This is a genomic window from Marinobacter lipolyticus SM19, from assembly GCF_000397065.2.
Classification (GTDB): Bacteria; Pseudomonadota; Gammaproteobacteria; order Pseudomonadales; family Oleiphilaceae; genus Marinobacter; species Marinobacter lipolyticus.
The window spans coordinates 837488-850330 of sequence record NZ_KE007306.1; the positions used below are offsets into that span (position 1 = coordinate 837488).

Genomic DNA, 12843 nt, shown 5'->3' on the forward strand with positions numbered 1-12843 from the left:
AGGAGAATGGTTTGCCTCGACCCGCGCTACCACCGATAATCCCCGGATCAATTTCCGGCATTGGAGAACTTCGGGACCCATGGAAACCTATCTGGTTGGTGGCGCGGTACGAGATGAACTGCTGGGCCTCGAGGTCAAGGACCGTGACTGGGTTGTTGTTGGCGCCACACCTGAAGAAATGCTGAAACAGGGCTTCAAACAGGTCGGCGCTGACTTCCCGGTATTCCTGCACCCCGACACCCGCGAGGAATATGCTCTGGCCCGAACCGAACGCAAGGCTGGCCGGGGCTATCACGGCTTTGCGGTCTACAGCGCACCCGACGTTACCCTGGAAGACGACCTCAAACGTCGCGACCTGACCATCAACGCCATGGCCAGGTCCACGTCAGGGGAACTGATAGACCCTTTCAACGGCAAAGCCGATATTAAGGCACGGCAACTGCGCCACGTTTCAGAAGCCTTTGCGGAAGACCCCCTGAGAATACTCCGTACCGCCCGTTTCGCGGCCCGCCTGGCCCCAATGGGATTCCGCGTCGCCGACAGCACCATGACGCTTATGCGGCAGATGACCGCATCCGGTGAGGTGGACCACCTAGTACCGGAGCGAGTCTGGCAGGAGATACAGCGAGCCCTTCATGAAAACGATCCAGGCACCTTCTTTGAGGTGCTCCAGGCCAGCGACGCCCTTTCGGTGTTGGCCCCAGAACTCTCCGCCCCTCCTACACTGGCATCAGCGTTGAGATCACTGAATTGCGCTTGTGCCAGGGATGCAGATACAGCGACCCGCTTCGCGGTGCTGCTCGCCCACCTGCCCGAAACCCGGGCCAGTCAACGTGCACAAGCACTCAAGGCACCCAACGATTGCCAGGATCTGGCACGCCTTGCCAGCCGTCTCGCACCGCAACTTCACGAACAGTCGGACACAGGAATGACTGAGCAGGGCATCCTGACCCTGCTCGATGAGGCGGATGTCTGGCGGCGCCCTGAACGGTTCGTGCGACTTTTGACTGCACTCACCTGCCTGCAGCCCGGCCAATATGGTACTGCCATTACCCTGCTGCAGGAGTCTGCCAACGCAGCGTCCGAGGTCAATGCGCGGGAGCTGATGGCCCAGGGCCACAAGGGCAAGGCGTTGGGGGAAGCGATCCGGCAGGAACGATTGCGCCGCATCGCCGGACTGATACCAAAACACCCGCACTAAACCCCGGGAACTCACGCCGTGGCTTTGGTGCGCACCCGCTTTCCGCTACAATGTGGTCAGTTTTCATCCTGCCTGCGCGGGACACCAGGTTAGCCCTGCGCCTTTCAGAACCGGAGAGAATCCATGCGTGATGTTGTCATCGTAGCTGCCAAACGTACCGCCGTAGGAAGCTTTGGCGGAGGCCTTTCCAGCTTGCGCGCCGACCAGTTGGGGTCCGCTGTTATCAAGGCACTGCTTGAAGAAACCGGCGTGCCGGCGGAACAGATCAATGAGGTTGTCCTGGGACAGGTTCTGACCGCCGGCTGCGGCCAGAATCCGGCTCGCCAGGCCTCAATCAATGCCGGTATTCCGGCTTCGGTGCCCGCCATGACCATCAACAAGGTCTGCGGCTCCGGCCTCAAGGCCGTTCACATGGCGGTCCAGGCCATCCGCACCGGTGACGCGGAACTGATGATTGCCGGCGGCCAGGAAAGCATGAGCCAGGCGCCCCACGTGCTGCCCAATAGCCGCAACGGTCAACGCATGGGTGACTGGAACATGGTCGACACCATGATCAAGGACGGCCTGTGGGATGCATTCAACGATTACCACATGGGCGTCACTGCCGAGAATATTGTCGGCAAGTACGGCATCAGCCGCGAAGAGCAGGACGCGTTTGCGGCTGCATCCCAGCAGAAAGCGGTTGCAGCCCGTCAGGCCGGCTATTTCGACAGCCAGATTGTTCCGATCAGCATCCCTCAACGCAAAGGCGATCCGATCGTCATCGACACGGACGAAAATCCCCGTGAAGGTGTCACTGCCGAAGGCCTGGGCAAATTGCGCCCTGCCTTCCAGAAGGATGGCACAGTGACAGCCGGCAACGCGTCATCGCTGAACGACGGTGCAGCGGCCGTTATCGTGTGTAGCGCCGAGAAAGCCAAGGAATTGGGCCTGACCCCCCTGGCTACCATCAAGGCACACGCCAACGCGGGCGTTGACCCCACCATTATGGGCACCGGCCCGATTCCCGCCAGCCAGCGCTGCCTGAAACTGGCCGGCTGGAGTGTCGATGATCTGGATCTGGTGGAAGCCAACGAGGCCTTCGCCGCCCAGGCGATCTCCGTTAACCGAGAACTGGGTTGGGATACCAGCACGATCAACGTAAACGGCGGCGCCATTGCCATCGGCCACCCGATTGGTGCCTCCGGCTGCCGCATTCTGGTCACGCTACTGCACGAGATGCAGCGCCGCGACGCGAAGAAGGGGCTGGCCACCCTGTGCATTGGGGGCGGCATGGGTGTTGCCCTGGCGGTCGAGCGCTGATTGCATGCTGCATGTGGTGCTGTACGAGCCGGAGATTCCGCCCAACACCGGGAATATCATCCGGCTCTGCGCTAATACCGGGTGCCAACTGCACCTGATTGAACCCCTGGGCTTTAACCTGGAGGACAAACAGATGCGACGGGCCGGCCTGGATTACAGCGAATACGCCACGGTGAAAGTGCATGAAAACTATCAGGCCTTCCTGGATAGCGAACAGCCAGAAAGGCTGTTCGGGCTCACCACCAAGGGCAGCCAGCACTATCATGAAGCCCGTTTCCAGGATGGCGATTACCTGATGTTCGGCCCGGAAACCCGCGGGCTGCCGGAGGACATTCGGAACGGACTGCCGCCGGAACATCGCCTGCGGGTGCCCATGCGACCACAAAGCCGGAGCCTGAACCTGTCCAACACAGCCGCACTGGTGGTTTACGAAGCCTGGCGACAACTGGGATTTGAAGGTGCGCTCTGACCCCCGACTCACGTCGGCGAGACATAAAAAAACCGGCAAAAGCCGGTTTTTTTATGAAAGCAGATACCTGAACAATAACCTCAGTGAGTCTGCTCTTCTTTTCCTGTTCCTTCGCCCTCTTCCTGCTTACGCTTGAGCGCCTGGGCGTAGATCGCATCAAAGTTCACTGGCGCCAGCATCAGGGCCGGGAAGCTGCCCTTGTTAACGATGCCGTCGATTGACTCACGGGCGTAGGGGAACAGAATCGTCGGGCAGTAGGCACCCAGCATCTGTCCCAACTGAGGGCCCTCAATACCCTGAACCATGAACACACCCGCTTGCTGAATCTCTACGATGTAGGCCACTTTTTCGCCCACCTTCGCAGTCACTGTCAGCGACAGCACTACTTCATACTGATTGTCGCTTACCTTATTGTGAGAGGTATTCAGATCCAGGTTCACCTGCGGCTTCCACTGGTCCTGGAAAACCAGCGGTGAATTCGGCGATTCGAAGGACAGGTCCTTCACATAGATACGCTGAAGCGCGAACTGAGGTTGGTTCTGGTTGTCGCTGCCTGCTGCGCCTTGCTGATTCTCAGCCATGTTCAATCCTTTTCGTTTCTCTGATAGTGACCGCCAGGGGGCCCATTTTTATATTAAGTAATTTACTTCTTGACCAGAGGAAGGTTACTGCCTTTCCAGTCGGCAATGCCACCATTGAGGCGGACGACGTTCTCATATCCTTCCGCTTTCAGCTGTTTCACCGCCATAGCGGAATGCTGGCCCATTTTATCCGCCACAATGATCTGCTTATCCTTGAACTTCTTCAACTCACTGGCGCGACTCTTGATCGCATTGAGCGGAATGTTCACAGAACCGGCAATACGGCCTTCACCAAACTCCTTGCGATCCCGGATATCCACGACAACGGCTTCATCACGGTTGATCAGGCTTACCGCACCCTGGGCTGAGATTTTCTGCCCGCCACGACGGGACTCCAGCACAAGAATCGCTAGCAGGAACGCCACAAACAGCGAAACCAGAACGTAGTGGTTGACGGCAAATTCAATAAACCTGTCCATGAAAACACCCAGTTAATTAGTTTGGCGGGATTATACACACCCTGAACCAGTGACAGAAGGCAGACCTCCGTGGCCTAGCGGAATGAAAACGGTTAGAATCTGCACTCCTGTTTACAAACTTCAAAAACATACCGGATTGAGTGATGACCGCAACGCGTAAGCCGACTGCACTGATTATTCTGGACGGCTGGGGCCACCGCGACCCCGCCGAAGACAATGCCATCAGCAACGCCAACACCCCGTTCTGGGACAAGCTCTGGCAGCAGCAACCCAAAACCCTGATCAACACCTCCGGTATGTTTGTAGGGCTGCCACAGGGCCAGATGGGTAATTCCGAAGTCGGCCACATGAACCTTGGCGCCGGCCGCGTTGTGTATCAGAGCCTGACCCGCATCGACAAGGATCTGGAAGACGGCACCTTCGCCAGCAACCCGACCCTGTGCAATGCCATCGACAAGGCCGTCAGCAGCGGTCGAGCTGTGCACCTGATGGGCCTGTTGTCGCCCGGCGGCGTACACAGCCACGAAGAACACATTCTGGCCGCCGCCGAACTGGCCGCGGCCCGGGGTGCAAAAGAAGTCTACATTCACGCCTTCCTCGATGGCCGCGATATGCCGCCGCGCAGCGCCAAGCCATCCCTGGAGAAAGCCGCTGCCAAGATGAAAAGCCTGGGCGTTGGTCGTGTGGCTTCTATTGTCGGGCGCTATTACGCCATGGACCGCGATAACCGCTGGGACCGCGTGGAAGCCGCCTACAACCTGATGACCACCGGTGATTCCGCGTTTACAGCCACAAACCCAATGTCCGCCCTGGAGTTGGCTTACGAGCGTGGCGAGAACGATGAATTCGTCGCACCGACACGCATCCATGAAGCAGGCGAACCGGAAGGTACCATTAACGATGGTGACGCCGTGCTGTTCATGAACTTCCGCGCTGACCGTGCCCGGGAAATGACCCGCACCTTCGTGGACAAGGACTTCGATGGTTTTGAACGCCGTAAGCACCCGGAGCTGGCTGATTTTGTCATGCTCACCGAGTACGCCGCCGATATCAAAACATCCTGCGCTTATCCGCCCGAGCAGCTGGTCAACGGCCTGGGTGAATACGTATCCAAACTGGGCAAAACCCAACTGCGCATTTCGGAAACCGAGAAATACGCCCACGTTACCTTCTTCTTCAATGGTGGACTTGAAACACCATTTGAGGGAGAAGAGCGCATTCTGGTGCCGTCGCCTAAAGTGGCCACTTATGACCTGCAGCCGGAAATGAGTGCACCGGAAGTCACGGACAAACTGGTGGAAGCCATCAAGAGCGGCAAGTACGACCTGGTGGTATGCAACTACGCCAACGGCGATATGGTTGGCCACACGGGCAAACTCGACGCCGCCATCAAGGCTGCAGAGTGCCTTGACCAGTGCGTGAAGCGCATCGTGGAAGCGCTGGACGAAGTGGGTGGCGAAGCGCTGATCACGGCGGACCATGGCAACTGCGAACAGATGACGGACCCCAGTTCCGGGCAGGTTCACACTGCCCACACCATTGGCCCCGTGCCACTGATCTACACTGGCCCCCGTCAGGTCACCCTGAAGGACGACGGCAGCCTGAGCGACGTAGCGCCCTCCCTGCTGACCCTGATGGGTCTGGAACCGCCAGCGGAAATGACCGGGCACAGCCTGGTAACCATCGATTGAGAGTTCGATTGCTTTCCCCACGGACACTGGCAGCGGCACTGATATTCAGTGCGCTGCCAGTGCTGGCCAACCAGGAAGTCACTCCCGGCCAGATTGAAGAGCTGAAAGAACAGATTGCCGACATTGACCAATGGCTGGCCAAAGCCGAAAAGGACCGATCATCCCTGGAACGGCAACTGACCGGTATCGAGCAAGCTATCAGCCGCCTGACCCGGGAGCGCCGGGAACTGCGCCAACAGACGGAAGTGCAGCAACAGCGCCTGGCGGAATTGCAGCAGCAAGAAAAAGACCTGAATCAGACCCTGGCCAGCCAGCGCGAGAGCCTGAAAAGGCAGATTCGAGCCGCCTGGATGGAAGGCGATGCACCTGCGGTGAAGGTGCTGCTCAATGAAATCGATCCCGACAAGATTGCCCGTACCATGACCTATTACGAATACCTCAGCCAGGACACCGTCCGGCGCCTTGAGGTGTTCAATGCCAATCTGCGCCAGCTGAGAGAAACCCAACAGGAAGCTGAAGCCGCCCGCGTTCGGTTGGCCAAGCTGGAAGCCGATGTGGCAGAGCGCCAGAAAGAACTCACCAGCAACAAGTCTCAACGTAAACAGACACTCGCCGCCCTGGATAATAAAATCAGCGCAAGGAAAGATGAACGCCAGGAACTGGAAGCTGACCGGGAGCGTCTGGAGAAGCTGCTGCGCGAGGTAGAAGAGGCCATTGCCAACATCCCGGTACCCAACGAGTCCGCTCCGTTCAAGTCACTCAGGAACAAACTACCCTGGCCCGCCAAAGGCAAGGTCTTCAGTGGGTTTGGCGCGCCTTATGCCGAGGGCAAACTCCGCCGCAACGGCCTGATGATGAACACGTCCGAAAACGCAGACATAAAGGCCATACACTCTGGCAGGGTCGTCTTTGCCAACTGGCTACGAGGCTTCGGTCTGATGACGATTGTCGACCACGGCGATGGCTACATGTCGCTCTACGGCCACAGCAGCAGCCTATACACCAGCCCCGGTGACTGGGTGTCCCCCGGCCAGGCCATTGCCGCTGCCGGACGCACCGGCGGCACAGAGGATCCGGCACTGTACTTTGAAATTCGCCATAATGGTAAGCCGGTGAATCCCCGTAGCTGGCTGGCAAAATAGACACACTTCCGGTTATCGGGAGCGAGGGCTGACAAACCCGACCAGTGACGCCATACTGTCCCGGTATGCAGGGGACTGCTCAACCATCGGAATAAACACAGGATAAGTGAATGAGACGGGCCAGAAGTACACAAAACGCCAAAACCATCCGCGCATTGACTCTGATTACCTGCTTTATTGCTTTTCCCGGCCTGATTCATGCCCAGGAAACCGATGACCGCACCGGCGAACTTCCGGAGGGCGTCCAGAATGGCGAACGGGTCCAGATCCAGCTCCCCGACCCCGAAAAGCAGCTCCCCCTCGACGACCTTCGCAAGTTCACCGAAGTCTTCAGCCGCATCAAGGACGCGTATGTTGAGGAAGTAGAAGATCGGGAACTGCTGGAAAGCGCGATCAAAGGCATGCTGTCCGAGCTGGACCCCCACTCCACCTACCTTGCTCCCAAAGACTACGAGCAACTGGAAGAAAGTACGTCCGGTGAATTCGGCGGCCTCGGTATTGAAGTCGGTATGGAAGACGGCTTCGTCAAAGTGATTGCACCCATTGACGACACTCCGGCACAAAAAGCAGGCGTGCAGGCTGGCGACCTGATCATCAAACTCGGCGACCAGCCGGTCAAGGGCATGTCCCTGGAAGAAGCGGTCAAGCTGATGCGCGGAAAACCCGGCACCATTCTGACCCTGACCATCATGCGTGAAAGCGAGAGCGCCCCGATCGAAATCGATGTCGAGCGAGACATCATCAAGGTAACCAGCATCAAGTCCCGCATGATCGATAACGGGTATGGCTATCTCCGCATTACCCAGTTCCAGGCTGATACTGGCAGTCAGTTTGTCGATGCGCTCAATAAACTGGAAGAAGAGTACGGCGACGACCTTGACGGCCTGGTAATTGACCTTCGCAACAACCCGGGCGGAGTCCTGCAGGCGGCCGTTGAGGCGGCGGACGCCCTTCTTGACGGTGGCCTGGTTGTCTATACCGAAGGCCGCATCCAGAGCTCCCGCCTGCGATTCAATGCCAAGGCCGGTGATATTATGGAAGGCACACCGATCGTGGTATTGATCAACGGCGGCTCCGCATCCGCTTCGGAAATCCTCGCCGGCGCACTTCAGGATCATGAGCGCGCGGTCGTCATGGGCACCCAATCCTTCGGCAAGGGCAGCGTTCAAACCGTCATTCCCCTGGACGAGACCCATGCCATCAAGATGACCACCGCCCGTTACTACACCCCGAATGGTCGCTCCATCCAGGCCAAAGGCATCAAACCAGACATTGAAGTCAAGCCCGCGGAACTTCAGGAGATTGATGGCCGGCCATTCTTCACCGAAGCGGACCTGAGCGGCCACCTGGAAGGCCAGAATGAGGGAGAGGAAGCCCCGACAACAAAACAGCAACAGGATACGTCCGCGGCAGAACAGGATTTCCAGCTACGCTCAGCGCTGAACCTGCTCAAAGGCCTGAAGATTCTGGATAAGCGCGGTAACAAGGCCCGCGCCGACCAAGCGGAATAATGCCCTTGAGACTGCTGATACCACTGCTGATTGTAACGCTGCTGACATCCGTGGCCCGGGCTGAAGAACCCGGACCAACCCGCGAGGGAGAGATGCCACCGACCATCGCCATCATCATTGATGACATGGGGCATAACCTGCATGAGGGCAAACGCCTGATCAATCTGGAGCAACCGGTCACCCTGGCCTTCCTGCCCTATCGGCGGCACACCGTCGCCCTGGCAAAGCAGGCTCACCGGATGCACAAGGAAATCATGCTTCATGCTCCGATGGCGAATACCCGGAACTTCGGGCTCGGCCCCGGCGGGCTAACGCCGGATATGGACAGGCAAAGCCTGAAAACCACCCTCCGCCGGGCCTTGCAGTCAATTCCTCACGTCAAAGGCGTGAACAATCACATGGGCAGCCTGCTGACCCAGCAGTTACAGCCCATGGACTGGGTGATGTCCGAACTGGACCTTTATCCGGTGTATTTTGTCGATAGCCGCACCATCGCCTCGTCCATCGCCGGCCAGGTGGCTGACGCCTACCGCATTCCAACCCTCACCCGGGATGTCTTTCTGGATCACGAGCAAACCGAAGAGTACGTGGACCGGCAGTTCAAGCTACTGATCAAGCGCGCCAGGGAAAATGGCAGCGCCATCGGTATTGGCCACCCACACAAAGTGACGGTGGACTACCTTGAGAAAAACCTGCCGATGCTGGATGAGCAGGGCATCGCGGTCGCAACGGTGAGTGGTCTGTGGGCGATACGAAATAACAACCAGCAGATGTTTGCGGAAGGTGAGAAACAGCCGATCCGGACAACCTACGCCAAGGGCGAGTAGGTCTACAAAATTAAGCCTGGATTGTCGGATTACGGCTTCGCCTAATCCGACCTACGGTGGGGCCCACCAAACTACAAACCGATTCCGAGAGTAGGTCGGATTAGGCAAAGCCGTAATCCGACAAAACCTTCGGCCTACTCCCTGACCTCAATCCCCTGAGCTTTCATAAACGCCTTGGCCTCAGGAATCGTGTGCTGACCAAAGTGAAAAATCGAGGCCGCCAACACCGCGTCCGCGCCTCCCTCTGTTACCCCGTCCGCCAGATGCTGCAGCTCCCCAACCCCGCCGGATGCAATCACCGGTACCGATACCGCGTCACTAACCGCACGGGTCAAGCCGAGATCAAAGCCAATCTTGGTACCATCCCGATCCATGCTGGTCAGTAGCAGTTCCCCGGCGCCCAGTGCGGTCATTTTGCGGGCCCATTCCACTGCATCCAGTCCGGTCGGTTTGCGACCGCCGTGGGTGAAGATTTCCCAGCGCGGCGCTTCACCCTCGGCCGATACCCGCTTGGCATCAATCGCTACCACAATGCACTGGCTGCCGAAGCGGTCGGCGGCTTCCCGCACGAACTCCGGGTTGAACACGGCAGCGGTATTGATGGATACCTTGTCTGCCCCTGCGTTCAGCAGTTTGCGGATATCTTCGACGGTTCGCACACCACCACCCACGGTCAGCGGGATAAAGACTTCCGCCGCCATACGTTCCACGGTTTCATAGGTAGTGTCACGGCTTTCATGGCTGGCGGTGATGTCCAGGAAGGTGATCTCGTCCGCACCCTGCTCGTTGTACTTGCGAGCCACCTCAACGGGGTCACCCGCGTCGCGGATATCGACAAAGTTCACGCCTTTCACGACGCGGCCCTTATCCACGTCCAGGCAGGGAATGATACGTTTGGCCAGGCCCATAGTCGTGTGTCCTTATGCCTTGAGGCTGTCGCAGTAGGCCTGGGCCTCTGCCACATCCAGGGTACCCTCATAAATGGCGCGACCGGTGATAGCGCCGAGGATGCCTTTGTCTGCCACGGTCGCCAGGCGCTTCAGGTCATCCATGTTGGTGACGCCGCCCGAGGCAATGACCGGGATACCGCCGGCTTCCGCCAGCGCCGCAGTCGCCTCGACGTTCACTCCCTGCATCATGCCGTCACGGCTGATGTCGGTATAGACAATGGAATCGACGCCGTCGTTGGCAAAGCGTTTCGCCAGGTCAGTGGCCATGACTTCGGACACTTCCGCCCAGCCGTCGGTCGCGACACGGCCATCTTTGGCGTCCAGCCCAACAATGATGTGTCCCGGAAATTTCTTGCACATTTCGGTAACGAAGTCCGGCTCTTTCACCGCCTTGGTGCCAATAATCACCCATTGTACGCCAGCTTTCAGGTACGCTTCGATGGTCTCTGCCGAGCGAATGCCGCCGCCAATCTGGATAGGCAGATCCGGGTACTTGCGGGCGATGGCCTGGACGATTTCACCGTTGACCGGCTCACCTGCGAAGGCACCGTTCAGGTCGACCAGGTGCAAGCGACGGGCGCCGGCTTCCACCCAGCGGGTGGCCATATCGACGGGGTCGTCACCGAATACGGTGGAATCGTCCATGCGACCCTGGCGCAGGCGAACACATTTGCCGTCTTTCAGATCAATGGCGGGGATAATCAGCATTTTCCAGTCCAGTCAGTAAAGTTCTTCAGTAACTGCAGCCCCGCCCGGGCACTTTTCTCCGGGTGGAACTGCGCTGCAAAGATATTGTCCTTCGCCACCGCTGCGGCGAGATCAACGCCGTAACGGCTGCGGCCTGCGATGTCAGCGTTGCCTTCGGCTTCGACGTAGTAACTGTGCACAAAATAGAAACGGTCACCGTTCGGAATGTTGTGCCAGAGCGGGTGCTCAATAGTCTGATAGACCTCATTCCAGCCCATGTGTGGCACCTTCAGGCGTTCGCCGTTTTCCGTCAGATTGTCACCAAAGTAACGCACTTGAGACGGGAACAGGTCGATACAGTCGACCCCGCCGTTTTCCTCACTGCGGGACATCAGCGCCTGCATACCAACGCAGATGCCCAGGAACGGGCGATCCTGCGACACTTCGCGCACCAGGGTGTCGACCCCTAAACGGCGGATTTCAGCCATGCAGTCGCGGATGGCACCGACACCGGGCAAAATCACCCGGTCGGCTTCGCGGATCTGATCGGCATTGTCAGTGACCAGTACGGTGGTGTCCGGGGCTACGTGCTCTACCGCTTTTTTAGCAGAGTGAAGGTTGCCCATGCCGTAGTCGATAATGGCAACGGTTTTCATGGTAATGCGGTGTCCTTCGGTGACCGGTTACAGTGAGCCTTTGGTGGACGGGGTGATACCCGCCATACGCTCGTCCATCTCGATAGCCATACGCAGTGCGCGACCGAAGGCCTTGAATACCGTCTCAATCTGGTGGTGGGTATTCTTGCCCTTCAGGTTATCGATGTGGAGGCTCACCATGGAGTGGTTCACGAAGCCATGAAAGAACTCCTCGAACAGGTCCACGTCAAATCCACCCACGGCAGCCCGGGTGTAGGGAACGTCCATCATCAGGCCAGGCCGGCCCGACAGGTCAATAACGACCCGTGAGAGGGCTTCATCAAGTGGCACATAGGCGTGGCCGTAACGACGAATACCTTTCTTGTCGCCAACAGCCTGTTTGAAGGCCTGACCCAGGGTGATGCCGATATCTTCCACAGTGTGGTGGTCATCGATGTGCAGATCACCTTTGGAGACAATATTCAGGTCCACCAGGCCATGGCGGGCGATCTGGTCCATCATGTGCTCAAGGAAGGGCACACCGGTATCAAAGGTGGATTGCCCAGTACCGTCGAGATTGATCTCAACGGTGATCTGCGTTTCAAGGGTATTTCTCTCTACCCGAGCCTTACGTTCGGCCATGGGGACTCCAGGTTATGAATAGGCAAAGTGCCGGAAACTGATTATTTGCGGATTATACCTTTTCTGCATCCCCGAGTCCTACCATGACCTTCAATGGCGTCGATAGCCCAACGGTCAGAAGGCTTTTTTCAGGTTACTCATGTACGTATCCACCAAACTGTTGAACTCGTGTTTGATGACAGGACTGATCGCCAGCTTCAACAGGCTCGGCAGCGGCACGGTGAGCTCGGCATTGGTCTTGAACTTGACTGCAGTAACGTCATCCCCCTTGGAGGTAATGGTCCAGGATCCACGAACCACACCGTTGCCTTCACCTTTCACCGGCTCCCAGGCAATCGTGCCACTGCTCTTGTCCGCGGAATACTTACACGCATAGACGGACTGGATAGCGTGTTTATCGACACCCACCTTCTCCATTTCCCAGCGATAAGTGTTGTCTCCAAGGTCCACCAACTTGTCCACTTTCGGAAAGTGGCTGGCAGAACGGGGCACGTCGGCGAGAAGGTCGAATACATCATCGTAACTGCCCGGTATGTCCAGTTCCCGGTTCAGCTCGATCGATACAGTGATAGCCACAGCCAGCTCCTTTTTTTGTCTCTGTAGAGTTATTAAAGTTATTACACGTTATTGTCAGAAAACAGTTCGCTATTTTGGCCTATCACTAACGTATTGTCATACATACACGCTTTTATTTTGTTAACCCTGCGTTATCCTTAAGGCTGTTCG

At 57.7% G+C, this 12843-nt stretch carries 14 protein-coding genes; 7 read left to right on the top strand and 7 right to left on the bottom strand.

Features of this window, described 5'->3' with window-relative positions; all coding sequences use genetic code 11:
• Positions 1-79 precede the first annotated feature (79 nt).
• From MARLIPOL_RS03865 to trmL, 3 genes are all read left to right on the top strand, one after another.
• Positions 80-1201 carry a polynucleotide adenylyltransferase/metal dependent phosphohydrolase gene (locus MARLIPOL_RS03865; RefSeq protein WP_012136776.1) on the top strand — a complete coding sequence of 374 codons (1122 nt, stop codon included), beginning with the start codon at positions 80-82 and terminating at the stop codon, positions 1199-1201.
• A gap of 123 nt (positions 1202-1324) precedes the next feature.
• Positions 1325-2503, top strand: a complete 1179-nt coding sequence (locus MARLIPOL_RS03870) for an acetyl-CoA C-acetyltransferase (protein WP_012136777.1) — start codon at positions 1325-1327, stop codon at positions 2501-2503.
• A gap of 4 nt (positions 2504-2507) precedes the next feature.
• The gene (gene trmL / locus MARLIPOL_RS03875; RefSeq protein WP_012136778.1) at positions 2508-2972 is read left to right on the top strand and encodes a tRNA (uridine(34)/cytosine(34)/5-carboxymethylaminomethyluridine(34)-2'-O)-methyltransferase TrmL; all 465 of its coding nucleotides are present in this window, start codon (positions 2508-2510) and stop codon (positions 2970-2972) included.
• Positions 2973-3052: 80 nt separating this feature from the next.
• Here the strand turns inward: trmL and secB are convergent, their stop codons facing one another.
• A complete protein-coding gene (gene secB / locus MARLIPOL_RS03880; protein ID WP_012136779.1) occupies positions 3053-3553 on the bottom strand; it encodes a protein-export chaperone SecB in 501 nt (166 codons plus the stop codon).
• A gap of 62 nt (positions 3554-3615) precedes the next feature.
• Positions 3616-4032 carry a rhodanese-like domain-containing protein gene (locus MARLIPOL_RS03885; protein ID WP_012136780.1) on the bottom strand — a complete coding sequence of 139 codons (417 nt, stop codon included), beginning with the start codon at positions 4030-4032 and terminating at the stop codon, positions 3616-3618.
• A 143-nt stretch (positions 4033-4175) separates the two neighbouring features.
• On the opposite strand from MARLIPOL_RS03885, the gene gpmM reads away from it, so the two are divergent.
• The 4 genes from gpmM to MARLIPOL_RS03905 all read left to right on the top strand — a co-directional run bounded on the left by gpmM (position 4176) and on the right by MARLIPOL_RS03905 (position 9203).
• The gene (gene gpmM / locus MARLIPOL_RS03890; RefSeq protein ID WP_012136781.1) at positions 4176-5723 is read left to right on the top strand and encodes a 2,3-bisphosphoglycerate-independent phosphoglycerate mutase; all 1548 of its coding nucleotides are present in this window, start codon (positions 4176-4178) and stop codon (positions 5721-5723) included.
• 8 nt (positions 5724-5731) lie between these two features.
• Positions 5732-6865, top strand: a complete 1134-nt coding sequence (locus MARLIPOL_RS03895; RefSeq protein ID WP_012136782.1) for a murein hydrolase activator EnvC family protein — start codon at positions 5732-5734, stop codon at positions 6863-6865.
• 110 nt (positions 6866-6975) lie between these two features.
• On the top strand, positions 6976-8376 hold the full coding sequence (locus tag MARLIPOL_RS03900) for a S41 family peptidase (RefSeq protein WP_012136783.1): 1401 nt from the start codon (positions 6976-6978) through the stop codon (positions 8374-8376).
• Positions 8376-9203, top strand: coding sequence for a divergent polysaccharide deacetylase family protein (locus tag MARLIPOL_RS03905; protein WP_012136784.1), 828 nt, complete (start codon positions 8376-8378; stop codon positions 9201-9203). Before MARLIPOL_RS03900 ends, MARLIPOL_RS03905 begins: the two co-directional genes overlap by 1 nt.
• 134 nt (positions 9204-9337) lie before the next feature.
• Here the strand turns inward: MARLIPOL_RS03905 and hisF are convergent, their stop codons facing one another.
• The 5 genes from hisF to MARLIPOL_RS03930 form a co-directional block, all read right to left on the bottom strand.
• On the bottom strand, positions 9338-10111 hold the full coding sequence (gene hisF / locus MARLIPOL_RS03910) for an imidazole glycerol phosphate synthase subunit HisF (protein ID WP_012136785.1): 774 nt from the start codon (positions 10109-10111) through the stop codon (positions 9338-9340).
• Between the two features lie 12 nt (positions 10112-10123).
• Positions 10124-10861, bottom strand: coding sequence for a 1-(5-phosphoribosyl)-5-[(5-phosphoribosylamino)methylideneamino]imidazole-4-carboxamide isomerase (gene hisA / locus MARLIPOL_RS03915; protein WP_012136786.1), 738 nt, complete (start codon positions 10859-10861; stop codon positions 10124-10126).
• Entirely contained in the window at positions 10855-11496 is a 642-nt protein-coding gene (hisH, locus tag MARLIPOL_RS03920; protein WP_012136787.1) for an imidazole glycerol phosphate synthase subunit HisH, read from the bottom strand. The genes hisA and hisH overlap by 7 nt, the downstream gene beginning before the upstream one ends.
• A gap of 27 nt (positions 11497-11523) precedes the next feature.
• Complete coding sequence (gene hisB / locus MARLIPOL_RS03925; protein WP_012136788.1) at positions 11524-12117, bottom strand: imidazoleglycerol-phosphate dehydratase HisB; 594 nt, start codon at positions 12115-12117, stop codon at positions 11524-11526.
• 114 nt (positions 12118-12231) lie between these two features.
• Positions 12232-12693 (bottom strand): SRPBCC family protein, encoded by a 462-nt coding sequence (locus MARLIPOL_RS03930; protein WP_012136789.1) that lies wholly within the window; start codon positions 12691-12693, stop codon positions 12232-12234.
• Positions 12694-12843 lie beyond the last annotated feature (150 nt).